The 22153-nt window shown below is 68.1% G+C and carries 21 protein-coding genes and 5 pseudogenes; 5 read left to right on the top strand and 21 right to left on the bottom strand.

Features of this window, described 5'->3' with window-relative positions; translation table 11 throughout:
• Positions 1–8: 8 nt before the first annotated feature.
• The 14 genes and pseudogenes from hypB to Y694_RS06485 form a co-directional block, all read right to left on the bottom strand.
• Positions 9–1046: a hydrogenase nickel incorporation protein HypB gene (gene hypB, locus Y694_RS06550; protein ID WP_036230915.1), complete on the bottom strand. Its 1038-nt coding sequence runs from the start codon at positions 1044–1046 to the stop codon at positions 9–11.
• A gap of 15 nt (positions 1047–1061) precedes the next feature.
• Positions 1062–1405, bottom strand: a pseudogene (locus Y694_RS06545) (hydrogenase maturation nickel metallochaperone HypA).
• On the bottom strand, positions 1398–2363 hold the full coding sequence (locus tag Y694_RS06540; RefSeq protein ID WP_197028751.1) for a hypothetical protein: 966 nt from the start codon (positions 2361–2363) through the stop codon (positions 1398–1400). Before Y694_RS06540 ends, Y694_RS06545 begins: the two are co-directional and overlap by 8 nt.
• Positions 2364–2559: 196 nt before the next feature.
• On the bottom strand, positions 2560–3093 hold the full coding sequence (hybE, locus tag Y694_RS06535; RefSeq protein WP_036230912.1) for a [NiFe]-hydrogenase assembly chaperone HybE: 534 nt from the start codon (positions 3091–3093) through the stop codon (positions 2560–2562).
• Between the two features lie 2 nt (positions 3094–3095).
• Positions 3096–3332, bottom strand: a complete 237-nt coding sequence (locus Y694_RS06530; RefSeq protein WP_036230946.1) for a rubredoxin — start codon at positions 3330–3332, stop codon at positions 3096–3098.
• Positions 3333–3405: 73 nt separating this feature from the next.
• Entirely contained in the window at positions 3406–4281 is an 876-nt protein-coding gene (locus Y694_RS06525; RefSeq protein ID WP_011830402.1) for a hydrogenase expression/formation protein, read from the bottom strand.
• 25 nt (positions 4282–4306) lie between these two features.
• Entirely contained in the window at positions 4307–4819 is a 513-nt protein-coding gene (locus tag Y694_RS06520; RefSeq protein ID WP_011830403.1) for a hydrogenase, read from the bottom strand.
• Positions 4816–5148 carry a HypC/HybG/HupF family hydrogenase formation chaperone gene (locus tag Y694_RS06515; RefSeq protein WP_036230909.1) on the bottom strand — a complete coding sequence of 111 codons (333 nt, stop codon included), beginning with the start codon at positions 5146–5148 and terminating at the stop codon, positions 4816–4818. Before Y694_RS06515 ends, Y694_RS06520 begins: the two co-directional genes overlap by 4 nt.
• A gap of 10 nt (positions 5149–5158) precedes the next feature.
• Positions 5159–5833 carry a HyaD/HybD family hydrogenase maturation endopeptidase gene (locus tag Y694_RS06510; RefSeq protein ID WP_036230906.1) on the bottom strand — a complete coding sequence of 225 codons (675 nt, stop codon included), beginning with the start codon at positions 5831–5833 and terminating at the stop codon, positions 5159–5161.
• Between the two features lie 23 nt (positions 5834–5856).
• Entirely contained in the window at positions 5857–6360 is a 504-nt protein-coding gene (locus Y694_RS25540; protein ID WP_011830406.1) for a HigA family addiction module antitoxin, read from the bottom strand.
• Positions 6361–6365: 5 nt separating this feature from the next.
• Positions 6366–7100 carry a Ni/Fe-hydrogenase, b-type cytochrome subunit gene (cybH, locus tag Y694_RS06500; protein ID WP_011830407.1) on the bottom strand — a complete coding sequence of 245 codons (735 nt, stop codon included), beginning with the start codon at positions 7098–7100 and terminating at the stop codon, positions 6366–6368.
• A 48-nt stretch (positions 7101–7148) separates the two neighbouring features.
• The gene (locus Y694_RS06495; protein ID WP_036230903.1) at positions 7149–7739 is read right to left on the bottom strand and encodes a HupE/UreJ family protein; all 591 of its coding nucleotides are present in this window, start codon (positions 7737–7739) and stop codon (positions 7149–7151) included.
• A 42-nt stretch (positions 7740–7781) separates the two neighbouring features.
• Positions 7782–9608: a nickel-dependent hydrogenase large subunit gene (locus Y694_RS06490; RefSeq protein WP_036230900.1), complete on the bottom strand. Its 1827-nt coding sequence runs from the start codon at positions 9606–9608 to the stop codon at positions 7782–7784.
• A gap of 58 nt (positions 9609–9666) precedes the next feature.
• Complete coding sequence (locus Y694_RS06485) at positions 9667–10761, bottom strand: hydrogenase small subunit (protein WP_011830410.1); 1095 nt, start codon at positions 10759–10761, stop codon at positions 9667–9669.
• A 347-nt stretch (positions 10762–11108) separates the two neighbouring features.
• On the opposite strand from Y694_RS06485, the gene Y694_RS06480 reads away from it, so the two are divergent.
• Positions 11109–12275: an alpha-hydroxy acid oxidase gene (locus Y694_RS06480; RefSeq protein WP_036230897.1), complete on the top strand. Its 1167-nt coding sequence runs from the start codon at positions 11109–11111 to the stop codon at positions 12273–12275.
• 60 nt (positions 12276–12335) lie between these two features.
• Here Y694_RS06480 and Y694_RS06475 read toward each other — a convergent pair whose 3' ends face one another.
• From Y694_RS06475 to Y694_RS06465, 3 genes and pseudogenes are all read right to left on the bottom strand, one after another.
• Positions 12336–13121 carry a DNA-binding domain-containing protein gene (locus tag Y694_RS06475; RefSeq protein ID WP_036230894.1) on the bottom strand — a complete coding sequence of 262 codons (786 nt, stop codon included), beginning with the start codon at positions 13119–13121 and terminating at the stop codon, positions 12336–12338.
• Positions 13118–13968: pseudogene (locus tag Y694_RS06470) on the bottom strand (DUF692 domain-containing protein). Before Y694_RS06470 ends, Y694_RS06475 begins: the two are co-directional and overlap by 4 nt.
• A 97-nt stretch (positions 13969–14065) precedes the next feature.
• Positions 14066–14323 carry a hypothetical protein gene (locus tag Y694_RS06465; RefSeq protein WP_011830415.1) on the bottom strand — a complete coding sequence of 86 codons (258 nt, stop codon included), beginning with the start codon at positions 14321–14323 and terminating at the stop codon, positions 14066–14068.
• 286 nt (positions 14324–14609) lie between these two features.
• Here Y694_RS06465 and Y694_RS06460 point away from each other — a divergent pair, with 286 nt between their 5' ends.
• Both Y694_RS06460 and Y694_RS06455 read left to right on the top strand, forming a co-directional pair.
• Positions 14610–15149 carry a TRAP transporter small permease subunit gene (locus tag Y694_RS06460; RefSeq protein ID WP_011830416.1) on the top strand — a complete coding sequence of 180 codons (540 nt, stop codon included), beginning with the start codon at positions 14610–14612 and terminating at the stop codon, positions 15147–15149.
• Positions 15146–16651, top strand: coding sequence for a TRAP transporter large permease subunit (locus Y694_RS06455; protein WP_036230892.1), 1506 nt, complete (start codon positions 15146–15148; stop codon positions 16649–16651). The genes Y694_RS06460 and Y694_RS06455 overlap by 4 nt, the downstream gene beginning before the upstream one ends.
• Before the next feature lie 3 nt (positions 16652–16654).
• Here the strand turns inward: Y694_RS06455 and Y694_RS06450 are convergent.
• Positions 16655–17736 (bottom strand): annotated as a pseudogene (locus tag Y694_RS06450) (TRAP transporter substrate-binding protein).
• Between the two features lie 98 nt (positions 17737–17834).
• Positions 17835–19201 (bottom strand): annotated as a pseudogene (gene pmbA / locus Y694_RS06445) (metalloprotease PmbA).
• 110 nt (positions 19202–19311) lie between these two features.
• Here pmbA and yjgA point away from each other — a divergent pair.
• Both yjgA and mog read left to right on the top strand, forming a co-directional pair.
• On the top strand, positions 19312–19887 hold the full coding sequence (gene yjgA, locus Y694_RS06440; protein ID WP_231497563.1) for a ribosome biogenesis factor YjgA: 576 nt from the start codon (positions 19312–19314) through the stop codon (positions 19885–19887).
• Positions 19880–20494, top strand: a complete 615-nt coding sequence (gene mog, locus Y694_RS06435) for a molybdopterin adenylyltransferase (RefSeq protein ID WP_011830421.1) — start codon at positions 19880–19882, stop codon at positions 20492–20494. Before yjgA ends, mog begins: the two co-directional genes overlap by 8 nt.
• A gap of 19 nt (positions 20495–20513) precedes the next feature.
• Here mog and cysE read toward each other — a convergent pair.
• Together cysE and Y694_RS06425 are read right to left on the bottom strand one after the other, a co-directional pair.
• Positions 20514–21283, bottom strand: a pseudogene (gene cysE, locus Y694_RS06430) (serine O-acetyltransferase).
• Between the two features lie 79 nt (positions 21284–21362).
• On the bottom strand, positions 21363–22082 hold the full coding sequence (locus tag Y694_RS06425; RefSeq protein ID WP_036230887.1) for an RNA methyltransferase: 720 nt from the start codon (positions 22080–22082) through the stop codon (positions 21363–21365).
• Positions 22083–22153: the final 71 nt, after the last annotated feature.

The following is a 22153-nucleotide window of genomic DNA, read 5'->3' as shown; positions in this document are numbered from 1 at the left end:
GCAGCCGTTCAATCTGACGTTGCCGCCCCTGCAGCGGCAGCGAGCGCGGCTTCGAGCTCGGCCACGCGCCGACGCAGCGCAGCTTCGGTATCCGGACCTTCGGAGCGAGCCGGGGACGCCGGCTCATGATGGTGATGGTGGTGAGCGTCGACCGGCGACATCGCATGCTCCAGCCAGTGCAGCCAGTCGTCCATGCCGGCTCCGCTGGTCGCCGAGAGCTGGATCACCTCGATCGCCGGGTTGACGCGCCGGGCCGCCTGGATGCAGCGCTGGACGTCGAAGTGCAAGTGCGGCAGCAGGTCGATCTTGTTCAGCACCATCAACGAGGCGGCGGCGAACATGTCAGGGTACTTGAGTGGCTTGTCCTCGCCTTCGGTCACCGAGAGGATGGCCACCTTGGCGGCCTCGCCCAGATCCCACACCGCGGGGCAGACGAGGTTGCCGACGTTCTCGATGAACAGCAGTCTGTGCGCGTCGTGATGATGCGCGTGGTGGTGGTCTGCGTGATGGTCGTGCGTGTGCAACCGGGAGAAGGCATCCGCCACCATCGGCGCATCGAGGTGGCAGCCCTTGCCGGTGTTGACCTGGATGGCCGGCGCACCAGTCGCACGGATGCGCTCGGCGTCGAAGCTGGTCTGCTGGTCGCCCTCGATGACCGACACCGACAGCCCGGGATGGCGTCGGCGCAACGCCTGGATGGTGGCGCACAGCAGAGTGGTCTTGCCGGAGCCGGGACTGGACACCAGATTCAGTGCCGTCACGCCATGTGCCTCGAAGTGCTGGCGATTGCGCCGCGCGATGCGGTTGTTCTCGCCGAGGATGTCGGTCTCGAGCTTGATCGCGCGCGCCTGGCTCATGCCGGGCACCGAGACGCGTGCGGCGCCGGCACCGTAATGCAGGTCGCCGTGGCGAGGATCCACGTGAACGTGCGTCCCCGAGAGGCTCGGCGCAGCGTCACGATCCTGCGCCTGCGCCACCACGGCCTCGTCGACAGGCTTCGCCGCTTTCGGATCCTCGGACCCGGCACAACCACAAACGACACACATACTCGCTCCTTCTGTCTAATCGTCGACCAGCATGTCGAGCACCCGCAGTTCGGTGCCTCCGGTGGGCTGCACCTGGTAGCCGCCGCACACCGGACAGGCATCGCCGCGCTGGGCGATCTCGACCGTCTGGCTGCAGTGGAGGCACCAGGCCTGGCCGATCGGCTCCTCGATCTCGAACCGCGTGTCCTGGAGGCAGGTTCCCGGGGCGAGCGACTCCAGCGCAAACTGCAACGCGCGCACTTCCACGCCGGCCAGACGCCCGGCTTCCATGCGCAACACCGTTACGCGGCGAAAGCCTCGCGCTGCGCGGCGTCTTCGACGAGCTTCAGGATGCCGCCGGCCAGACTGGCTTCATGCATGGGCGGCCTCCTCCAACCAGGCCGGCTCGATCTCATAGGGCACGCACGGATCGTAGGCTGCCATGAGGAGGGCGACTTCGCGCTGGCGCGTCGGTGCGACTTCGGCGGACAGGCGCTCGAGCGCTGCAGCCAGCGCACCGGCAGGATGAAAGTTCCATTCCGTGGGGGCAAGCACGCGGCAGCTGTCGACGCGCGCCGCATCGCCCTGGTTGTCGAGGCGCACATGATGGACCAGCAGGCCGCGCGCCATCTCTGCCCAGGCCAGGGCCTCCCCCGGGCCGAGCGCCAGGCTGCCGCTCACGAGCCACTGGGCGCCGCTGCGCCGCGCTCCGTCGGGCAAGGCAAGGCGCACGGCCTCGGCCAGGCGTGCACCGAGGCGCAACCTGGGGCTGTCGAGGCGCGGGCCGGCCGGCCGGTTCAGACGGTTCCATGGTCCGGTTTCTGCGCAGGCGCCGCGCCAGAGCGGCTGGCGAACGAAGGCGGGGCTTTCTTGCAAAGCGTCGGCGAGTTCGCGCAGCGAGGCCGCACCCGCATGAGGTTCGAGATCGGCCGCGGGCAGCACACGGTCGGCGACCGCGGGCATTCCCCTGAACAGTTCGGCCAGCCACCCTTCGCTCTGACCGGCCCACTCGATCGACCAGGCCTGCGGATCGCGTTCCCACCTGGCCAGCCATTGCGACGCGGGCATGCGCAGGACGGCATGCTGCAGCCAGTCGAGCAGGCCCGGGATCGCTTCGCCCGCCGTCGTGTTCGAGGGCAGCAACGGAGCGACGAACGCCGGGCAATGCTGAAGCTGGCTCATCGCCTGGGCGGCGAGCGCCTCGCGATGCGACGAGACCGCCAACTGCCGAGGCCAGTCCATGCACAGGCGACGCAAGTGCTCGCGCAGACTGCCGAGCTGCAGCGCGCCAGCGGCATTGCGTTCGTCTGCGTCACCCCGGCCACGCGCAGCAGCCACGGCGCGCTGCGCGCACAGGCGGTGCGCATGGCCGCACAGGCTGTACAGGCTGCCCAGGATGTCGGCCAGCGCGGCGGCGGGCTTGCCGCGGGTCAGCAGATCGGTCAGATCCGGGCGGGTGCTGACCAGGTTGTGCGGCCGAGGCCGACCGGGACGCACCAGCAGGGCGCCACCCAGGTCCGCGAGCCGCCCGCACTCATCGCACCGCCCCGGTGGCCGATGACCGACCGAGCAAGAAGGATCGGCGAGCCGGCGAAGGGGTCTGCTCAACGGCAGCAACCGGCACGCGCAAGGTCGTGAGCACGGCACGCGCGGTGGCCACGGCCGCCGCCTGGTCGACGAACTCGAACATCGGCGAGAACAGCGAGCAGGCCGCATAGGAGCCGAAGGCGGGCTCGTGGCCTCCGATGAAGTCGAAGTTCTCGCTGCCGACGGGCCGCGTCCGCGAGACGCCGACGCAGGCGACGTCATCACGGCGTTCCAGAGGCATCGCGACGAGGTTCATGAACCAGGGAGTGACGAGAACACCGACCGCCTCCACGTCGCCGCCGGATGCTGGATCGGCGATCGCCGGATCGAACGCCGGTTCGAAACCCACCGCTTCCACCTGCAACGCCGGGTTCAGAACCGGCACGCCAGCCATGCGATCGCGCTCGATGCCGCGGAACAGGTCCACGAGATCGCAGACGCGCCGCGACAAAGCGGCAGCAGGAGACGACGCAGCGCTCATGATCAGGTGGTGCCGTCGAGCACCATGAACTGCTCGGCATCCCCGTCGCACTGCGGGCATCGCCAGTGCGGCGGCAGATCCGAGAAGGACGTGCCGGGGTCGATCTGCCAGACGGGATCGCCGAGCGCGGGGTCGTAGACCCACCAGCAGATCTTGCATTCGAGACGCGCGCCGGCCGGCAGGCGGGCGCTGTTGCCGAGGTAGCTGCCTTCGAACCGCGGCGGGCTGCTGGAGTTCACGGTCTCACCCCGCACACGAAAGCGGTGCACTCGACGGCCTGCAGGACCGCCGGGTCGAGGCACGCCGTTCTTCTCATGCCTGCTCCACCCACTCCAGCACTTCCCTCAGACGCTCGTGCGAATCGTCGAGGTCTTCCTTGGCGGCTTGGGCCACCTCAGGCAGCTCGACGACTTCGACGGTGTTGAGGATGACCACGTCCTGCGAGTTGTAGTACACGACGCGCCAGCAATTGGGCATGCGGGTGTTGGTGATGCGGCAGTTGCCATAGCCGCGCGACAGGATCAGCACCCGGCCCGTGCCGAGATGGTGATCGAGGAAGCCGATGTCTTCGGTCGACATCGGCAGCAGCGTGAGGTTGACGACGTGAGCCGCCTGGCCCGGACGCCAGATGCGCCACTGATCCTCGATCTCGGCCAGCAGAGAGGGTGCGTTCTGCACATTGGGGGGCAGATCGCCGGTCCAGCGCGGCACCTGGGCCCAGACATCGTCGCGTGCGGCCGCCTTCAGCGCCTGCGGCACGGGGCCGAGTTCGATGACGTCCGACATGACCTGACCATCCATCGAGCGGACCACGCGCCACACGCCGGCAAAGACGGACTCCTGCACGCGCAGCTCATGGCTCGCATCGCCGTCGCTCTTGACCAGCGCACTCACCTCGCCCTCGCCGAGCACCTGGTTGACGAGCTGCAGGTCCGCGGCCGGCAGTCCCAGCAGGTCGACGCTGCGGTTGCCGCCGTTGCGGCGCGCGTCGTCGAGGGCCATCAAGGCCTCGCGCAAAGCGCGGTGCGCCTGCTCTCGCGCGGCGATCTCCTCGGGCTCGGGAAGAATCGGCGGGCGGAAGGTCTCCATGCCCTGGGGCATCGGCATGTACTGGAGGCTCTCGTCCTCCTCGGGCTGGCTGCCCGGACCAACGCCTATGCCCACGACCGGTATCGGAAAGTCTTTCATGAGGTGCTTCCGTGAAAGGGTTGTTTCAATGGCACGACGAACCGGAGGATCCGGCACTGACCACCGGGATGCCGATGGTCGGCGCGCGCGAGGTCGGCATGGCCAGCGCCTGCTTGACGCGTTCGACGTAATCGTCCCAATCGAGCATGCCGGAGATCGTGGTCACGTACTGGCCATCCCGCAGGAACAGCAGCGTTGGCCAGCGCTGCGAACCGTAGCGGCGAGCCACGGCTTCCTCGCTCTGTCGCGGCACGACGCCGACGAGGAAACGCCCCGGGAAGCTGCGTTGCAGCTCCGGCAGCACGACAGCCACATCCAGCCCCTCGGGAAAGCGGACCGGATCGCCAGCGAACAACACGACGCGATCACCTCCCTGCGCGGCCCAGTCACCGATGCTTGTCTCGTCGACCCACGTCGCACCGTGGACGCTGACGAGCCGCTCGATCAGCGGCGACGTTTCGGGAACGGCCATCGTCGTCTTGGGGGGCTGCACGGGCAGCTTCACCAGGGTTTCGTGGCTCGACGTGTCGGTACTCATGGTGATTTCTCCAAAGTGGGGCTGGATGCCGCCCCCGCCAAAGCAAGGACTTCGTCCTGGTTCATGCGCGACGGCAGGGCGAAGGAGGCGACGCCGTCGGCGGCATCGCCGTGCATCACCGCTTCGAGCAGATCGAGCGTGGCGTCGATCTCTCGCGCGCGCTCGGTCGTCAGACGCTCCTGAGCGCTGTCGATGAACACGAGCAGCCAATCACCGGGTGCGACGTCGCCCACCAGCGCCGTCCGGACACGGCGAGCCTCGCCCCGGCCGCAGCACTGCGCGTGACCGGGCTCGACGCTCAACACCTGCATGGGAAGTCCGATGCACATGGCGGCTCGATCAGTTCGGGGCGACCGGCGGGAAGAAGCGTTCGTCGCCGACTCGGCACGCAAGTTCTTCCGGGGGGCGCTGCTCTTCGTAGCGGCCGATATCGAGCTCCGAGAAGGTCACCGACTCGTGCTCGCCCAGCGGCGCGGTGCGCGGCACGGGCCTCGCGCCCCATTGGCGCAGCGTGTCGACCCCATGCGCGAGCGCGTCCTCCAGCGCCTGCTTGACGCGCGGCCGCAGGCTGCCGCCGTAGTCCTCCAGCTCTTCAGGCTGGCAACCGATCAGCAGCACCTGCTTCGGGTACTGCTCCGTCAGCAGCGCCAGCATCAGCACCTCCTGGAAGCCGGTCTGGTGAAGGCTCATCTTCTTCGCCCCCATGAAGCGCGGCACGTCGTCGTTCTCGACCAGCTTCAGCGTGCCTGGCGTCAGCCCGTAGTCGATGGCATCGAAGATCAGCAGGCGCGTCGCAGCCTGCACGTGCTGGATGAGGTAGAGCCCCTGGGTGCCGCCGTCGATCAATTGCACGTGAGGCGCGAACTCGTAGCGGCGCTGCAGGGCCTCGATGCAACGCACGCCGAAGCCTTCATCGGCCCACAGGACGTTGCCAATGCCGAGGACGCAGATCACCTCCGCCTCAGGGTTGCCACCTAGGTCGTGACAGTCGCCAGCAGACGGATGAGCGCTCATGCGGGTTGACTCCAACAAGAAAATCAGTGGGTGCCGCGGGTGCGGCGGGTCTGGACGCGGAGCAACTTCCAGGTGTGGAAACTGTCCCAGGCAGATTGCAACGCGAGCCAGAACGCCGCATCGGTTCCGAACACCAGCGCGCAACGGATGGCGGTATCGGCCGTGATACCGCGCTGGCCATGCACGATCTCGTGCAAACGCCGGCGCGATACGCCGAGCAGGCGTGCCGCCTCGGTCTGCGAGAGACCGAGCGGGGTCAGGTAATTGCGCCGGAGAAAGCGCCCCGGATGCCAGGGAGCACGGCCCGGCACCCCGGGTGGCAGCAGCATCGTCGTGGCCGCAAGGGACCGCGACGAACGATCCGAGGCCCCGGCTCCCCGCGAGAAAAAGTCGCCCGCGCCGGACGGCCCTCCCGGTGCGCGCACATGCCGCACTGGACCGATCCATGCCAGTCGCTCGCCCGCCGCCGCTCCGACCGTCCGGGTCGCGCCCCAGCCATTGCGCTGAACCAGATCTTGCAGGCTCATGGCCGTCAGTCCTTGAAGGTGCGGTGGCCGGAGATCATCGTGCTCACCACGCTCGATCGACCCATGATGTCTTCGCGGATGGCGGCGTACACGTGCACGATGACGAACACGATCAGCCACCACATCCCGAGGTGGTGCCAGGTGTGCACGTCCTGGGACTGCCCGAACAGCGGGATCACCCAGCCGAACATCACGTCGGCCCAGGAACCGGCCTGCGCGCCTTCACCGTACAGCGCGAACCCGGTCACGACCATGAACACGGCCGTCAGGAAGAACATGAAGAACATTGCGAAGCGTGCCAACGGGTTGTGTCCCACGTACTTGCCGGGCCGCGCGCTCACGAAGGCATACCACTTCACCATGCCCCATACCTCGAGCCAATAGGCGCGCTGGAACACCGGCACCCAGAACAACTCGCGGGCGTGGTGGTTCCCGACCACGGCCCAGTAGAGACGCCCGAGCAAACCGACGGCCAGCAGGTAGCCGGCGGCGAAATGGGCGAAGCGGATGTAGCCCATCAGGTAATTGGCGCTGGCCTCGCCCGGCATGGTCGGCAAGGGCGAGCCGATGAAGTAGCCCGTGATGGCCAGCACGCTGATGGCCAGCGCATTGATCCAGTGCCAGATGCGCACCGGTACTTCGTAGACGTAGACCGACTTGATGGATTGCGCGTGGACGAGGTCGTGCGCGTCGGTGCCCTCGACAGGGGCGTTCGAACTATTCGCGGGTATGGCGGACATGAATCGTCTCCTCTTCGGGCTGGCGTGATGCGACTCGATCGGCCGTGATCAAAGACGGGCGGCGAGCATCACCACCCCGGCTCCTCCGACCACCGTGGCCGCCAGCCGAGCCACCCGATCGGGCAGCCGCTGAAGACCGACGCCGGCGGCGAGGCCCACGCCGTGCAGCAGCGTCGTCGCCCCCATGAAACCGGCGGCATAGGCCACTGCCGAAGCACCGACCGCCAGCTCGCTGCCATGCGCATAGCCATGGAACAGCGCCGCCGCACCGACCAGCGTGAGGCCGAGCGATGTCGGCACGTGCCGCCCCGCGAACAGCATCGCACCCAGCAGCACCACACTCGCCGCCACGCTCGACTCCACCGCCGGCAAAGCCACCCCCTCCCACGACAGCAGAGCGCCGATCAGCAGCGCCGCAAGGAACACCCCCGGTCCGAGCAGACGCCGACCGACAGGCAGCGCGATCGCCGACCACAGGCCCACGGCGACCATCGCCAGAAGATGGTCCAGCCCCAGGAAGGGATGGGCCAGACCTTCGACCAGGCCATGCGCTCCGTGACCGGTGTGCGCCTGGCTGGCCGTCGCCGCCGCCAGCAGCATGCTGGTCAGTGCGAACCGCAGGGAAATGCTCTTCGACATGGTTTCTCCTCGGAATGCGGGTGTGGTGTAGGGGCGGTGCTGTCAGCGCACCTTGACACTGGTGAGCTCCTGGCCGTCGGGGCTCATCACGTGCGTCGAGCAGGCCAGGCAGGGATCGAAGGAGTGCAGCGTGCGAAGGATTTCCACCGGTTGCTCGGGGTTGGCCATCGGCGTGTTCATCAGGCTGGCCTCGAAGGCCCCGATCTGCCCCTTGTTGTCGCGAGGGCTGCCGTTCCAGGTGGTCGGCACGACGCACTGATAGTTCTCGATCCGCCCGTCCTTGATGCGGATCCAGTGCCCCAGCGTTCCGCGCGGTGCCGCGACCGTGCCCACGCCCTTGGCTTCCTTCGGCCAGGTGGCCGGATCCCACTTCTCGACATTGGCCGTGGTGGTGTCGCCGGCCTTGATATTGGCGACCAGTTCCTTGAAGTCCTCGAGCATCATCTCCGCGCAGTACTGCGCCTCGAGCGCCCGCGCGAGCGTGCGGCCGATCGTGGTGGGTAGCAACTGCTTGGCGCTGTACTGCGTCTCGGGCAGACCCAGCGCCTTGGGATAGACGCTGTTGATGAACATGGCCGAGGTGTCGATCTGCTCCTTCACGCGTTGGCAGTACTTGTGACCCTGCTTCGCGTGGGCATAGCCCAGGATGTAGCGAGACAGAGGGCCGACTTCCATCGCATGGCCGCGCCAGCGCGGCGACTTGATCCAGGAGTACTTCGCGCTCTCGTCGAGCTCCTGGATATTGGTGCGCGTGCCCTTGGTGTTGGCTCCGAGCACGTAGTTCGGCTCGGTGACGCCGTCCCACGGATGCAGGCCCTTGGATTCGTCGGCGTACTTGTACCAGCTGTGCGGCACGAACTCCTGCACCTGCTCGGGGTCCCGCGGATCGACCGGGTGGATGACGTCCCAGTTGCCGTCGAGGATGGCACCGCCCGGCAGTTGCTGGGTGCTGTGATCGCCCATCACCTTTTCGTAGGTGCCGTAGTCGAGCACGTTGGTCGCCGACAGGCCGCCACCGTAGAGCCAGCCGGCCTGCTTGTAGATGGTGCCGATCGCCAACACGTCCGGGATGTAGACGTTGTTGTTGAACTCGATCATCTCCTTGATGCGCGCCTCGACGAAGTTCAGGCGCTCCATGTTCACCGGCGCGCCGGCCGCGCCGTCCTTGTCGATGTTGATCGCGCAGGGCACGCCGCCGACCAGGTAGTTCGGGTGCGGGTTCTTGCCGCCAAAGACCGTGTGAACCTTGACCCACTCCTTCTGAAGATCCAGCGCCTCGAGATAGTGCGTGACGGCCATCAGGTTGGCCTCGGGCGGCAGCACATAGGCCTTGTTGCCCCAGTAGCCGTTCATGAACGGTCCGAGCTGGCCGCTCTCGACGAACTTCTTGAGCCGGTTCTGGATGTCGCGGAAGTAGCCCGGCGACGACATCGGGTGACTCGGCGACACCAGGTGCTGGAGATCGGAGGTCTTCTTCGGGTCGGCCTTCAGCGCCGACACGACATCGACCCAGTCGAGGGCATGCAGGTGGTAGAAGTGGACGGCGTGATCGTGCTCCTGCAAGGTCTTCGCCATGATCTCGCGGATCAGGTAGGCGTTCTTCGGAATGACGATGCCGAGCGCATCTTCCACCGCACGCACCGAAGTGAGCGCGTGGCAGCCGGTGCAGACACCGCAGATGCGCTCGACGAAGGCCCACGCGTCGCGCGGATCGCGCCCCTTGAGAATGACCTCCAGACCACGCCACATCGTGCCGGTGGAGACGGCGTTGCGGATGACGTTGTTGCTGTCGAGGTTGACCTCGCAGCGCATGTGGCCTTCGATGCGCGTCACCGGGTCCACCACCACGCGGCGGCCCGAGTTGTCCATCTTGAAGCCCTGAGTTTCGTAAGCACCATGTGTCGTTCCTTTGTTCGTGCTCAGCGCTTCACTGCCCGGCGCGGGAGGTTTCGTTCGTCTTCGAATCGGTCTTCTGCGTCGCACGCTTGATCGCCGACACGGCGGCGTGGGCGACGGCGGCCGCGCCCACCACACCGGCCGCGGCACCACCGACCTGGTCGGCGTTGGCCTCGATGCCGAACTGATGGATGTTGGTGAGGCGGTCGTAGAACGACCCCTTGTCCCAGAAGCCGTCTTCGGAGCAGCCGATGCAACCGTGGCCGGCCTGGATCGGGAAGCTGGTGCCCTCGTTCCAGCGCGTGGTCGAGCACGCGTTGTAGGTGGTCGGGCCCTTGCAGCCGACCTTGTAGAGGCAATAGCCGCGGCGCGCCGATTCGTCGTCGAAGTGCTCGACGAACTGACCGGCATCGAAGTGCGGCCGGCGGTAGCACTTGTCGTGGATGCGCTGGCTGTAGAACATCTTCGGTCGACCCTGGCGATCGAGCTCGGGCAGCCGGTCGAAGGTGAGCATGTAGGTGATCACCCCGGTCATCACCTCGGCGATCGGCGGGCAGCCCGGCACCTTGATGATGGGCTTGTCGAAGATCACCTTGTGAACCGGCGTGGCCTGCGTGGGATTGGGCTTGGCGGCCTGCACACAGCCCCACGAGGCACACGAACCCCAGGAGATGATGGCCTTGGCGTCCTTGGCCACGTGCTTGAGCTGGTCGATGAAGGGCTTGCCGCCGATGATGCAGCTCATGCCATCCTGGTTCAGCGGAGGATTGCCCTCCACCGCCAGGATGTAGTTGCCCTTGTACTTGGCCATGATCTCTTCGAGGATCGCCTCGGCCTGATGGCCTGCGGCGGCCATCAGCGTGTCGTCGTAGTCGAGCGAGATCATCGACAGCACCACGTCCTTCGCGAGCGGGTGCGCTGAGCGGATGAAGCTCTCCGAGCAGCAGGTGCATTCCAGACCGTGCAGCCAGAGCACCGGCGTACGCGGCTTGTTCTCCATGGCGTGCGCGATCTGCGGCACGAAGGCCGGACCCAGCCCCAACGAGGTGGCCGTGAGCGAGCAGTACTTCAGGAAGCTGCGGCGCGAAATGCCTTGGCGGCGCATCACCTCATAAAAGGTTTCCATCGTGGAAGGTCTCCGGTTGCTACTGGATGTGATCGAACCGTGCGACCGGCCCGCCGCGGCAACAGCAGACCGGCGCACCGGGTGGGCAAGACAACACAAGTCGTGGGCCAACCCCGCGCGGCTCGCGGGAAAACCCCGAATGCCTCTCGTAAGTCCTTGTCGCGACTGGGACTATTTGCGAGGACAGTCGACGCATGCCCCAAGGTCGCGACAGCAGTGGAAGCGGCTCTTGCAGTTGAATCCATCATCTGCAATGGCAACATCCGATTCAGCTCACGGCTGCGGGAAACCGGCGGCATGGATGGCAGAGAATCGCTTCGTCGCTCAACGAGAAGAAGATCTGAACCATGCCCGTGATCACCTGCATCGAAGACCTGAGGGTTCTGGCCCGGCGCCGGGTGCCGAGGATGTTCTACGACTACGCCGACTCGGGCTCCTGGACCGAGGGCACCTACCGCGCCAACGAGGCCGACTTCGCCCGCATCCTGCTGCGCCAGCGCGTGGCCGTGAACATGGAGGGCCGCTCGCTGCGCACCACCCTGGCCGGCCAGGACTGCGCCATGCCGGTCGTGATCGCCCCCACCGGCCTGACCGGCATGCAGCACGCCGACGGCGAGATCCTGGGCGCGCGCGCTGCCGAGGCCTTCGGGGTGCCGTTCACGCTGTCGACGATGAGCATCTGCTCGATCGAGGACATCGCCGCGCACACGAAGGCGCCGTTCTGGTTCCAGCTGTACTGGATGCGCGACCGCGATTTCATGGAGCGGCTGATCGAGCGCGCCAAGGCGGCACGCTGCTCGGCGCTGGTGCTGACGCTGGACCTGCAGGTGCTGGGGCAGCGCCACAAGGACCTGAAGAACGGCATGACGGCGCCGCCCAAGCCGACGCTGGCGAACCTGATCAACCTGGCGATGAAGCCGCGCTGGTGCCTGGGGATGGCCGGGACGCGGCGCCACAGCTTCGGCAACCTGGTGGGGCATGCCAAGGGGGTGAGCGACATGTCTTCGCTGGGGACGTGGACGAAGGAGCAGTTCGATCCGAGGCTGAGCTGGGACGATGTGGCGTGGATCAAGCAGCGCTGGGGCGGCCGGCTGATCCTGAAGGGGATCATGGAGGTGGCCGACGCGAAGCTGGCGGCCGACAGCGGGGCCGACGCGATCGTGGTGTCGAACCACGGGGGGAGGCAGCTCGATGGGGCGCCGTCCTCGATCGCGGCGCTGCCGGCGATCGCCGAGGCGGTGGGCGACCGGATCGAGGTGTGGATGGACGGGGGGATCCGCTCGGGCCAGGACGTGCTCAAGGCGGTGGCCCTGGGAGCGCGCGGCACGATGATCGGGCGGGCCTTCCTGTACGGGCTGGGCGCGATGGGCCAGGCCGGCGTGACACGCGCCCTCGAGATCATCCGCAACGAGCTCGACATCACCATGGCCTTCACCGGCCATACCGATATCAGACGGGTGGGGCGCGAGATCCTGGTACCGGGCAGCTACCGCGGCGCGGGCGGGCCGTCCTGATCGCCCGGCGGCGAACCCGCGCTACGGCAATGGGTGCCGGCTAGACCTGCACGGCCGCGATCAGGCCTTCGGCGAGCCAGCCTGAAGGACCGCGACGACGGCCGTGGCGGCATCGGCCTCGCCGACCTCAGCGGCAGCACGGGCGCACAGCGCCGCGAACGGCTGGCGATCGAGGACCGCGCGCAACAGCACCGTCTCCAGGCTTTCGAGCGAACGCCAGCGCGTCTCCAGGCCCGGTCGCCAGGCCAGCAGGCAATGTTCGTGCGGTTCCGGTTCGGGCAGTTCGGGTTCGCCATCGGCTGGCTGCGCCGCCTGTGCCTGCAGCGCACGCCACAGCGGCTCGACGGCCCAGTGCAGCGTCACCAGCCGGGCGCTGGGCAACAGCGAGAAACGCAGACCGGGCCAGGCCCGCGCATCGAGGGTCTGCAGCGTTTCCGCCCGGATCGGCAGGGCATCGGCGGCATCGAAGGCCATCCGCAGCGCCCACTCCATGCGCGCCAGATCGGCCAGGGACGGGTGCGGCGCCAATTCCGGCCGAGCCTGCATGAAATCGGCCAGGGACTCACCGAACCAGCGGATCGACGGATGCCGTGACGGACACGCCGACAGATAGGCCTGCGCCAAGGCCTCGAAGGCCTCGTCGCCCATGACCCGCGGCAGTCCCTCGTGGTTCTCGCGCAGCGCGGCGACGAGGCGGGCGCGGTAGGCGTGGCGGTAGATGTTCAGCAGCGAGCCGCCAGGTCGTGGCCGCAGCAACCCGTCAGCCGGCGTCGCCCCGGCGGCGGCGTCCTCGACGACGGCACGGCTCAGCCGCCGCTGCTGCTCGATCAGCACGCCCGCATTCATGCCGTCATCTCACGCACACCGCGGCCGGTCCTCGCCGCGGACAGCGCGCCGGCCTGAACCTCCCGCGCCACGTCGAGTTCGGCCACCAGCTCGGCCAGCGGCGGGATGCGGTCATCCCGCTCGATCATCGTCGGCACCGCGCCGAACCGCCGCGTCGTGTAGTCATACAGCTTCCACACGGCATCGCACACCGGGTGGTCATGCGTGTCGATCAGGTGGCTGCCGTGGTCCTCGTGGCCGGCCAGATGGATCTGCCGCACGCGCTCGCGCGGCAGGGCATCGATGTAGCACCGCGCGTCGAAGCCGTGATTCACGCTGCTGACGTGGACGTTGTTCACGTCGAGCAGCAGATCGCAGTCGGCGCGCCGCGCGAGCTCGGCGACGAACGACCACTCGCTCATCTCGTCGGCTTCGAAGGCCACGTAGCTCGACACGTTCTCGAGCAGCAGGCGACGGCCGAGGTGGTCCTGCACGCGCGCCACCCGCTCGCACAGGTGGCGCAAGGCAGCCTCGGTGTAGGGCATGGGCATCAGATCGTGCAGGTTGTGGTGGTCCACGCCGGTCCAGCAGAGATGGTCGGAGATCCACGCCGGTCGATGCGATCGGCCAGCGCCTTCAGGGCGCGCAGGTACTCGAGGTCCAGGTCGTCGGCACTGCCGATCGACAGCGACACACCGTGCATCGCCATCGGGTAGTCGCGGCGCAGGCGGTCCAGGTGCTGCAGCGGCGCGCCGCCCGGCAGCATGTAGTTCTCCGAGATGACCTCGAGCCAGTCCACCGCGGGCCGCCGTTCGGCGAATGCAGCGTAGTGTTCGGGACGAAGTCCCAGGCCGAAGCCATGAAGCATGGTGCTCATCGGTGAGGGTGCAAAGACGCACAAGAGGCACGAAGGTCCGCGCATCGGCCAGGGCCGACGCGCGGACCTCGTGACCGATCCGTCGGGCCTACTTCGCGACGGTCCCGCCGGCGTCGGTGCATTCCTTCGCGGACTTCTTGCTGACCCAGCCCTGGCCCTTGCACGTGTTCTGCCCCTTGCAGGCGCTGCTGGCGGTCTTGCACTCCGAGGTGCCCTTGCAGCTGTTCACGCCGGCGCAGTGCACCGAGCCGGTGTCAGCAGCCTGCACCGTGGTGCTGACCGTGCCCATGGCAAACAGGGCGGCAGCGGCGCCGGCAATCGCCAGACCAGACTTGAAATTCGTCATGTGGATCTCCTTCGGATGGATGGTTGCGGAACGGCAGGCCGGGGAACGTCGTCGCACTCCGTGCACTGGCCTTCTTCGGTCGCACCTGGCGGCGTTTACTTACACCGACATCGAATCAGGCACGCAGGAGTCCTGTACGCAGCGCAGGCGACGGCGGATGCGGCGCGGCTCGCACGGGCAAACGCGCAAACCCCGCACCTCGGCCCTCTAGAATCGCTCGGCCTCGCAGTGCCCGACCCCGCACGCATGATTTCCTGACGAGCCGCTGTCACCCGAGAGATCGCCGATGAGCGCCCTGTCCCGAATCGTTTCGCCGATCGACGTCCTCAACGACCGCTTCGCCTGGCTCGCTCAGTGGGCCGTGCTGGCCTGTTGCCTGATCAGCGCCGGCAATGCGCTCGTGCGCTACGGCCTCGACTACAGCTCGAACGCCTGGCTCGAGATCCAGTGGTACCTGTTCGCCGCCTGCGTGATGCTGGGCGCGTCGCAGGTGCTGCGGCTCAACGAGCATGTGCGCGTCGACGTGTTCTACGGCCGCCTGTCCGGCCGCGGCAAGGTCTTTGTCGACCTGTTCGGTCTCGTCGCCTTCCTGATGCCCGTCGTGCTGCTGATGCTGTGGCTGTCGCTGCCGCTGTTCTGGCGCACCTACACAAGTGGGGAGATGTCCGGCAACGCCGGCGGCCTGATCCGCTGGCCGGCGATGCTGATGCTGCCGCTGGGCTTTGCGCTGCTCGCACTGCAGGGACTGGCCGAGATCGCCAAGCGCATCGGCTGGCTGCTGCATCGCCACGAGATGCACACGCACTACGAGCGCCCCCTGCAATGACGATGGAGCAGTTCGCCCCGCTGATGTTCGCGGGGTTGATCGTCGTGCTGCTGATCGGCTTCCCGGTGGCCTTCTCGCTCGCGGCCTATGGTCTGCTGTGCGGCTTCATCGCGATCGAGGCAGGTTGGTTCCCGCCCGAGTTCATGTCGGCGCTGCCGCTCAACGTGTTCGGCATCCTCAGCAACGATCTGCTGCTGGCCATCCCCTTCTTCACGCTGATGGGCGCCGTGCTCGAGAAGTGCGGCCTCGCCGAGGACATGCTCGACTCGATGGGTCAGCTCTTCGGTCGGGTACGCGGCGGCCTGGGCTATTCGGTGATCATCGTCGGCTTCGTGCTGGGCGCCATCACCGGCACAGTGGCCGGCCAGGTGATCGCGATGGCGATGATCTCGCTGCCGGTGATGATGCGCTACCGCTACGACCTGCGCTATTCCACCGGCGTCCTCGCCGCGTCGGGCACGATCACGCAGCTGGTGCCGCCCTCGCTGGTGCTGATCGTCATGGCCGACCAGCTCGGCCGCCCGGTGGGCGACATGTACAAGGGCGCCTGGGGTCCGGCCATCCTGCAGGTGCTGCTGTTCGCGGCCTATACCTTCGTGCTGAGCCGTCTGCGCCCCGCCGCCGTGCCCGGCGTGCCGAAGGAAGCGCGCACACTGAGCGGCCGGGCGCTGTGGCTCAAGTGCCTGCGCGGCATCGTCCCGTCGGCCGTCCTGATCTTCGCGGTGCTCGGCAGCATGGGCGGCCTGCCCGGCATGGACCACGCGATCGCGACGCCCACCGAGGCCGGCGCGATGGGCGCGGTCGGGGCCTTCCTGCTGGCCGCCCTGCACCGCCGCCTGAGCTGGCCTCTGCTGCGCGACGCGCTGGCGGGCACGATGCGCATCACCGCGATGGTGGTGTTCATCCTGATCGGTTCGCGCGTGTTCTCGCTGGTGTTCCAGGGCGTCGACGGGGGCAAGTGGGTCGAGCACATGCTCTCCGGCCTGCCCGGAGGCCAGATCGGATTCCTGATCGCGGTCAACGTCTTCATCTTCTTCCTGGCGTTCTTCCTCGACTTCTTCGAGATCGCCTTCATCATCCTGCCGCTGCTCGCGCCGGTGGCCGACAAGCTCGGCATCGACCTGGTGTGGTTCGGCGTGCTGCTGTGCGTGAACATGCAAACCTCGTTCATGCACCCGCCGTTCGGCTTCGCGCTGTTCTACCTGCGCGGCATCGCCGACTCGCTGTTCAAGAGCGGCACGCTGCCCCGCCCGGTGCCGTCGCGCGACATCTACCTCGGCGCACTGCCCTGGGTGATGCTGCAGCTGCTGCTGGTGGTGATCGTGATCTTCGTGCCGGAGACAGTCACGGTCTTCCTCGACAAGGAAGAGAAGATCGACCTCGACAAGGTCCGCATCGAGATGCCGGTCGATCCTTCGGACACGGCGGCCTCGGAACCCGACCTCGACGAACTGTTCCGCGACCGGTCGCCGGCGGCGGACCCTGCCGCCTCGGCCCCCTGAGGCTCAGAGCTTCTGCGACTGCATGAAGCGGTCGAAGGTCGCCTCGGTGAAGCGGAACCACACGTTCTGCTCGGCGCGGAACTTCGCGTAGTCCTCCCACACCTTCTTCCAGGACGGGTTCTTGGCCGACAGGTCGGCGTAGATCTGCTCGGCCGACTTGAATGCCGCGGTCATCACGTCGGCCGGGAAGGGCTTGAGCTTGGTGCCCGAACCCACCAGCTGCTTCAACGCGGGTGGATTGCGCGCGTCGTAGCGCGCCTGCATCTCGATGTGCGACTGCGCCGCGGCGGCCTCGATCATCGACTTGTAGTCGGGCGTCAGCGCCTCCCAGGCCTTGTTGTTGATGAAGAAGTCGAGCTGCGGCCCGCCCTCCCACCAGCCCGGGTAGTAGTAGTTCGGCGCCACCTTGTTGAAACCGAGCTTGAGGTCGTCGTAGGGACCGACCCATTCCGCCGCGTCGATGGTGCCTTCTCGAGCGCGGGGTAGATGTCGCCGCCCGGCAGCGACTGCGGCACCACGCCGAAGGGCTCGAGCACGCGGCCGGCAAACGGGTTGCAGCGGAACTTCAGACCCTTGATGTCGGCGATGGACTTGATCTCCTTGCGGAACCAGCCGCCCATCTGCGCACCGGTGTTGCCGCCGGGGAAGTTGACGATGTTGTACTTGGCGTAGAACTCGCGCATCAGCTTCAGGCCGTTACCGTCGTACATCCACGCAGACATCTGGCGGGAGTTCAACCCGAACGGCACCGCGCAGCCGAGGCAGAAGGTCGGGTCCTTGCCGTAGAAGTAGTAGGGCGCGGTGTGGGCAATGTCGACGGTGGCGTTCTGCACCGCGTCGACCACGCCGAAGGCCGGCACCAGCTCGCCGGCCGCATGCACCGAGATCTGGAATCGGCCACCGCTCATCTCGCCGACCTTCTTCGCGAACAGTTCGGCCGTGCCGAAGATCGTGTCGAGCGACTTCGGGAAACTCGAAGCCAGCCGCCAGCGCAGGTTGCTCTGGGCGTGCACGACCGCCGGTGCGGCGCCCGTGGCCAGCACACCGGCCAGACCGGCCCGTTGCACGAAGGAACGGCGTTGCATCAAGGACGACTCCTGGAGAGGGAAGGAAGGATCGAAAAGATTCTAGGAGCGCCCTCCGCGGCCCGGCGTGGGGCTTACCCGCCAGGCACGCACCGTCCTCAGCTGCCGGCGATCTTCAGGCGCTCGATCAGCACCGAGCCGATGGTCTTGCCGCCCATCGTGTAGGCATCGGCACCGACCGCGACGATCCGGCGCAGCATCTCGCCCAGGCTGCCGGCGATGGTGATCTCGTGCACCGGGTGCACGATGCGCCCGCCCTCGACCCAGTAGCCGGCCGCGCCGCGCGAGTAGTCGCCGGTCACGTAGTTGACGCCCTGCCCCATCAGCTCGGTGACGAACAGCCCGCGGCCGAGCTTGCGCAGCATCGCGTCGAGGTCGTCGCCGGGCGACGTGAGCCGGCTCGTCAGCGTGAGGTTCTGCGAGCCGCCGGCGTGACCGGTCGTGTGCATGCCGAGCTTGCGCGCCGAGTAGCTCGACAGGAAATAGCCTTCGGCGCGCCCGCCGGCCACCACCTTGCGCGCGCGTGTGCGCACGCCCTCGTCGTCGAACGGTGCGCTGGCCTTGCCCTTGAGCAGGTGCGGTTGCTCGACGATGTCGACGTGGTCGGGAAACACCGGCTTGCCCAGGCAGTCGGCCAGGAAGGTGGCCTTGCGGTAGAGCGCGCCGCCGCTGGTGGCCTGCACGTAGGCACCGAGCAGACCCGCGGCCAGCGTCGACTCGAACAGCACCGGCACCTCGCAGGTGGCGATCTTGCGGCCCTTCAGCCGCGCCAGCGTGCGCTCGGCGGCGTAGCGGCCCACGGCCTCGGGGGACGCGAGCTCGGCGGCGTCCCGCATCGAGCTGTACCAGGCATCGCGCTGCATGTCGTTGCCCCGGCCGGCGATCGGAGCCACCGACAGCGAGTGCCTCGAACTGGCGTAGCCGCCGCGGAAACCGCGCGAGTTGCCGGCCATGAAGTGCGACTGCTGGACCGAGACGCCGCAGCCGTCGGAATTGGTGACGCGCCGGTCGGTCGCGAAGGCTGCGCCCTCGCAGCGCAAGGCCAGCTCGATGGCGCCGGCGGCGTCGATCGCCCAGGGTGGTAGAGATCGAGATCGCGCGCCGCTTCCTCGGGCGTGGCCAGATCAGCCGCGTCGGGCAGGCCGGCGGCCGGGTCCTCGGCCGTGAAGCGGGCGATGTCGTAGGCGGCGCGCACCGTCTGCTCCAGCGCGGCGCGCGAGAAATCGGAGGTGCTGGCGTTGCCACGCCGCTGGCCCAGGTAGACGGTGACGCCGAGCGACTTGTCGCGGTTGCGCTCGACCGTCTCGACCTCGCCCTTGCGCACCGACACCGACAGGCCGGCGCCCTCGCTGACCTCGGCCGCCGCATCGCTGGCCCCGAGCCCGCGGGCCACCGCGAGCGCGTCGTCGATCAGTTGCTCGAACTGGGCTCGGCTATGGGCAAAACCTTCGGGGGTGCGGGACATGGCGGGACCTGGAAACTGCGGGGCTGTGCGGCCGCAGGGAGAGCCGGCGGCACGCAACTATGATAGCCAGCGCCCTGCGGCGTTCCCCCTTCCCTGATGCCTGCCACCGCTTGAACACCGAAACGAACGAACCGGACGACGACGATGCGTCCGAGCGCCCCAGCAAGACCGCGCTGAAGAAGGCCATGCACGAGCTGCAGGCCCTGGGCGAAGCACTGATGACGCTGCCCGACGCTCGCATCGACGCCATCGGCCTCGACGAGTCGCTCCGCGAGGCGGTCCGAACCGCCCAGCGCACCAAGTCCCACGAAGGCCGCCGCCGCCAGATCCAGTACCTGGGCAAGCTGATGCGCCGGGCGCAGGATGCCGGCGGTATCGAGCCGATCCGCGAGGCGGTTGCCTCGTTCCAGCTCGGCCACGCCAAGGATGCGCTCGCGTTGCACGAGGCCGAGCGCTGGCGCGCCGAACTGCTGGCCAGCGACGACGCCCTCACCCGCTGGACCGCCGCGCACCCGCGCAGCGACCTGCAGCAGCTGCGCAGCCTGATCCGCAGCGCGCGCAAGGAAGCCGTCCCCGCACTGCCGGACGGTGCTGCCCGCCACGGCCGGGCCTACCGCGAGCTGTTCCAGCAGCTGCGCGGCGCGCTCGCCGAGCCTGGCCGCGAAGAGGAGGAAAGCAATGACTGACGTACCCGCCGCGGGGTTCGACCCCGTCACGATCGGCCTCGTCTCGGTCAGCGACCGCGCCTCCAGCGGCGTCTACGCAGACCAGGGCATCCCGGCGCTCCAGGACTGGCTGAGCCGCGCGCTGAAGAACCCGGTCACCTGGGTCACACGCCTGATCCCGGACGAGCAGGAGGGCATCAGCGCCACGCTGCGCGAGCTGGTCGACGACGCGCACTGCGACCTGGTGCTGACCACTGGCGGCACCGGGCCGGCGCCGCGCGACGTGACGCCCGAGGCCACGCTGGCCGTCGCTCACAAGGAGATGCCGGGCTTCGGCGAGCAGATGCGGCAAATCTCGCTGCGCTTCGTGCCCACCGCGATCCTGTCGCGCCAGGTGGCGGTGATCCGCGGCCAGACGCTGATCATCAACCTGCCCGGGCAGCCCAAGGCGATTGCCGAGACGCTGCAGGGCCTGCCGGACGCGAGCCCGCCGGCGCACGGCATCTTCGCAGCCGTGCCCTACTGTGTCGACCTGATCGGCGGGCCCTACCTCGAGACGGAAGAGACGGTCTGCAAGGCCTTCCGGCCGAAATCGGCGCTGCGCGCGCCGCGCCCGGCGGCTGCCTGAACCGGCCGGCCGCCGCGCGTCAGCGCACCAGTTGGTTCAGCGCCGCCGCGTCGAAGTCCTCGCGGTCTGCGCGTCGCTCGGGACGCAGTCGCCGGCGGCGCTGCGCCGCGACAGCGTCTCGACTGCCGCCCACAGCATGGCGATCTGGTGTTCGTGGCCCGAGGCGTTGTCGATCAGGCCTTTCATCGCCTGCGCCACCGGGTCGTCTCCCTGGCTCACGCCGTAGGCCGAGAAACCCATCTTCGCCGCCGCCGCCTCGCGCTGCACATCAACCGCGTCGTGCAGAATGCGCGCCGGGTTGCCGACCGCCGTGGCGCCCGCCGGCACCGGCTTGACTACCACCGCGCCCGAGCCGACCCGCGCCCCGTCGCCGACCAGGAAACCGCCGAGCACCTGCGAGTTGGCTCCGACGATCACGCCCTTGCCCAACGTCGGGTGCCGTTTGGCGCCCTTGTAGAGCGAGGTGCCGCCGAGCGTCACGCCCTGGTAGATGGTGCAGTCGTCACCGATCTCGGCCGTCTCGCCGATCACCACGCCCATGCCGTGGTCGATGAAGACTCGCCGGCCGATCGTGGCACCCGGATGGATCTCGATGCCGGTGAGGAAGCGGCCCAGGTGCGACAGGAAGCGACCGAGCCAGTGCCAGCCGCGTGTCCAGCAGCCATGCGCCAGCCGGTGCACCGCGAGTGCATGCAGCCCCGGATAACAGGTCAGCACCTCGAAACCCGTGCGTGCGGCCGGGTCGCGCTCGAGGATGGTGGCAATGTCTTCGCGGAGGCGGCTGAACATGTCGTCGCTCTTCAGGTTGGGCCAAGTCAGTGTAGCCAGCCGCCTGCCTGCCTGAGGCCGGCGGGGGCATCGCGGCGGCTCAGCGTTTCAGCATCGAGGTGGCGATCCCGCGCAGCAGGTGCACCTCTTCCTCGGTCAGTTGGGCCCGGTTCAGCAGCTGGTTCACCCGCGGCAACAGCTTCTTCGGTGCCGCCGGATCGAGGTGGCCGATATGCACCAGCGCCCGCTGCCAGTGATAGAGCAGCCCCTGCACCGCCGCCGCGTCGGCCAGCGCCGGATCGGGCGTGCGGGGCGTGACGGGGTAGCCGCCGAGCGCCTGGCGCCAGTCGTAGGCGATCAGCTGCACCGCCTGCGCCAGGTTCAGCGAGCCGTAGTCGGCCGGCGTCGGGATGCTCAGGCAGCTGTGGCAGCGGTACACGTCCTCGTTCGACAGCCCATAGCGCTCGGAACCGAACACGAAGCCCACGCGCTGCCGCCCGGCGGCGAGCTCCGGGAACAACGCACGAGGCGCGTGGGTCCTGGGGCCGAAATCGCGTGGCGTCATCGCGGTGGCGCAGGCGTGGGTCACGCCCTCCAGGGCCTCGGAGAGCGTCGCGACGACGCGCGCCCGCACCAGGATGTCGGCCGCGCCGCTGGCCAGGGCCACCGTGTCCTCCTGCACCAGCACGTCGGCATGGCGGGGCGCCACCAGCACCAGGTCGGAGAAGCCCATCACCTTCATCGCCCGCGCCGCCGCGCCCACGTTGCCGGGATGGCTGGTGCCCACGAGGACGAAGCGGGTCGGATCGGCTGTCGACATCGGCGGGGGCGGCTAAAATTCGATTATCGGCGTGGCCCGCGCGGCCCGTCGCGCCGGCCGCGCTGCCCTCC

Origin of the sequence: Methylibium sp. T29-B (assembly GCF_000576225.1) — a bacterium.
GTDB lineage: Bacteria > Pseudomonadota > Gammaproteobacteria > Burkholderiales > Burkholderiaceae_C > Methylibium > Methylibium petroleiphilum.
This window is presented reverse-complemented; position numbering and strand designations above follow the sequence as displayed.

Excerpts from the sequence above, each read along its gene's own strand:
- hypB (WP_036230915.1), bottom strand. The coding sequence starts at position 1,046 with ATGTGTGTCGTTTGTGGTTGTGCCGGGTCCGAGGATCCGAAAGCGGCG.
- hybE (WP_036230912.1), bottom strand. The coding sequence starts at position 3,093 with ATGAGCGCTGCGTCGTCTCCTGCTGCCGCTTTGTCGCGGCGCGTCTGC.
- Y694_RS06525 (WP_011830402.1), bottom strand. The coding sequence starts at position 4,281 with ATGAAAGACTTTCCGATACCGGTCGTGGGCATAGGCGTTGGTCCGGGC.
- Y694_RS06520 (WP_011830403.1), bottom strand. The coding sequence starts at position 4,819 with ATGAGTACCGACACGTCGAGCCACGAAACCCTGGTGAAGCTGCCCGTG.
- Y694_RS06515 (WP_036230909.1), bottom strand. The coding sequence starts at position 5,148 with ATGTGCATCGGACTTCCCATGCAGGTGTTGAGCGTCGAGCCCGGTCAC.
- Y694_RS06510 (WP_036230906.1), bottom strand. The coding sequence starts at position 5,833 with ATGAGCGCTCATCCGTCTGCTGGCGACTGTCACGACCTAGGTGGCAAC.
- Y694_RS25540 (WP_011830406.1), bottom strand. The coding sequence starts at position 6,360 with ATGAGCCTGCAAGATCTGGTTCAGCGCAATGGCTGGGGCGCGACCCGG.
- cybH (WP_011830407.1), bottom strand. The coding sequence starts at position 7,100 with ATGTCCGCCATACCCGCGAATAGTTCGAACGCCCCTGTCGAGGGCACC.
- Y694_RS06495 (WP_036230903.1), bottom strand. The coding sequence starts at position 7,739 with ATGTCGAAGAGCATTTCCCTGCGGTTCGCACTGACCAGCATGCTGCTG.
- Y694_RS06490 (WP_036230900.1), bottom strand. The coding sequence starts at position 9,608 with ATGGACAACTCGGGCCGCCGCGTGGTGGTGGACCCGGTGACGCGCATC.
- Y694_RS06485 (WP_011830410.1), bottom strand. The coding sequence starts at position 10,761 with ATGGAAACCTTTTATGAGGTGATGCGCCGCCAAGGCATTTCGCGCCGC.
- Y694_RS06480 (WP_036230897.1), top strand. The coding sequence starts at position 11,109 with ATGCCCGTGATCACCTGCATCGAAGACCTGAGGGTTCTGGCCCGGCGC.
- Y694_RS06475 (WP_036230894.1), bottom strand. The coding sequence starts at position 13,121 with ATGAATGCGGGCGTGCTGATCGAGCAGCAGCGGCGGCTGAGCCGTGCC.
- Y694_RS06465 (WP_011830415.1), bottom strand. The coding sequence starts at position 14,323 with ATGACGAATTTCAAGTCTGGTCTGGCGATTGCCGGCGCCGCTGCCGCC.
- Y694_RS06460 (WP_011830416.1), top strand. The coding sequence starts at position 14,610 with ATGAGCGCCCTGTCCCGAATCGTTTCGCCGATCGACGTCCTCAACGAC.
- Y694_RS06455 (WP_036230892.1), top strand. The coding sequence starts at position 15,146 with ATGACGATGGAGCAGTTCGCCCCGCTGATGTTCGCGGGGTTGATCGTC.
- mog (WP_011830421.1), top strand. The coding sequence starts at position 19,880 with ATGACTGACGTACCCGCCGCGGGGTTCGACCCCGTCACGATCGGCCTC.
- Y694_RS06425 (WP_036230887.1), bottom strand. The coding sequence starts at position 22,082 with ATGTCGACAGCCGATCCGACCCGCTTCGTCCTCGTGGGCACCAGCCAT.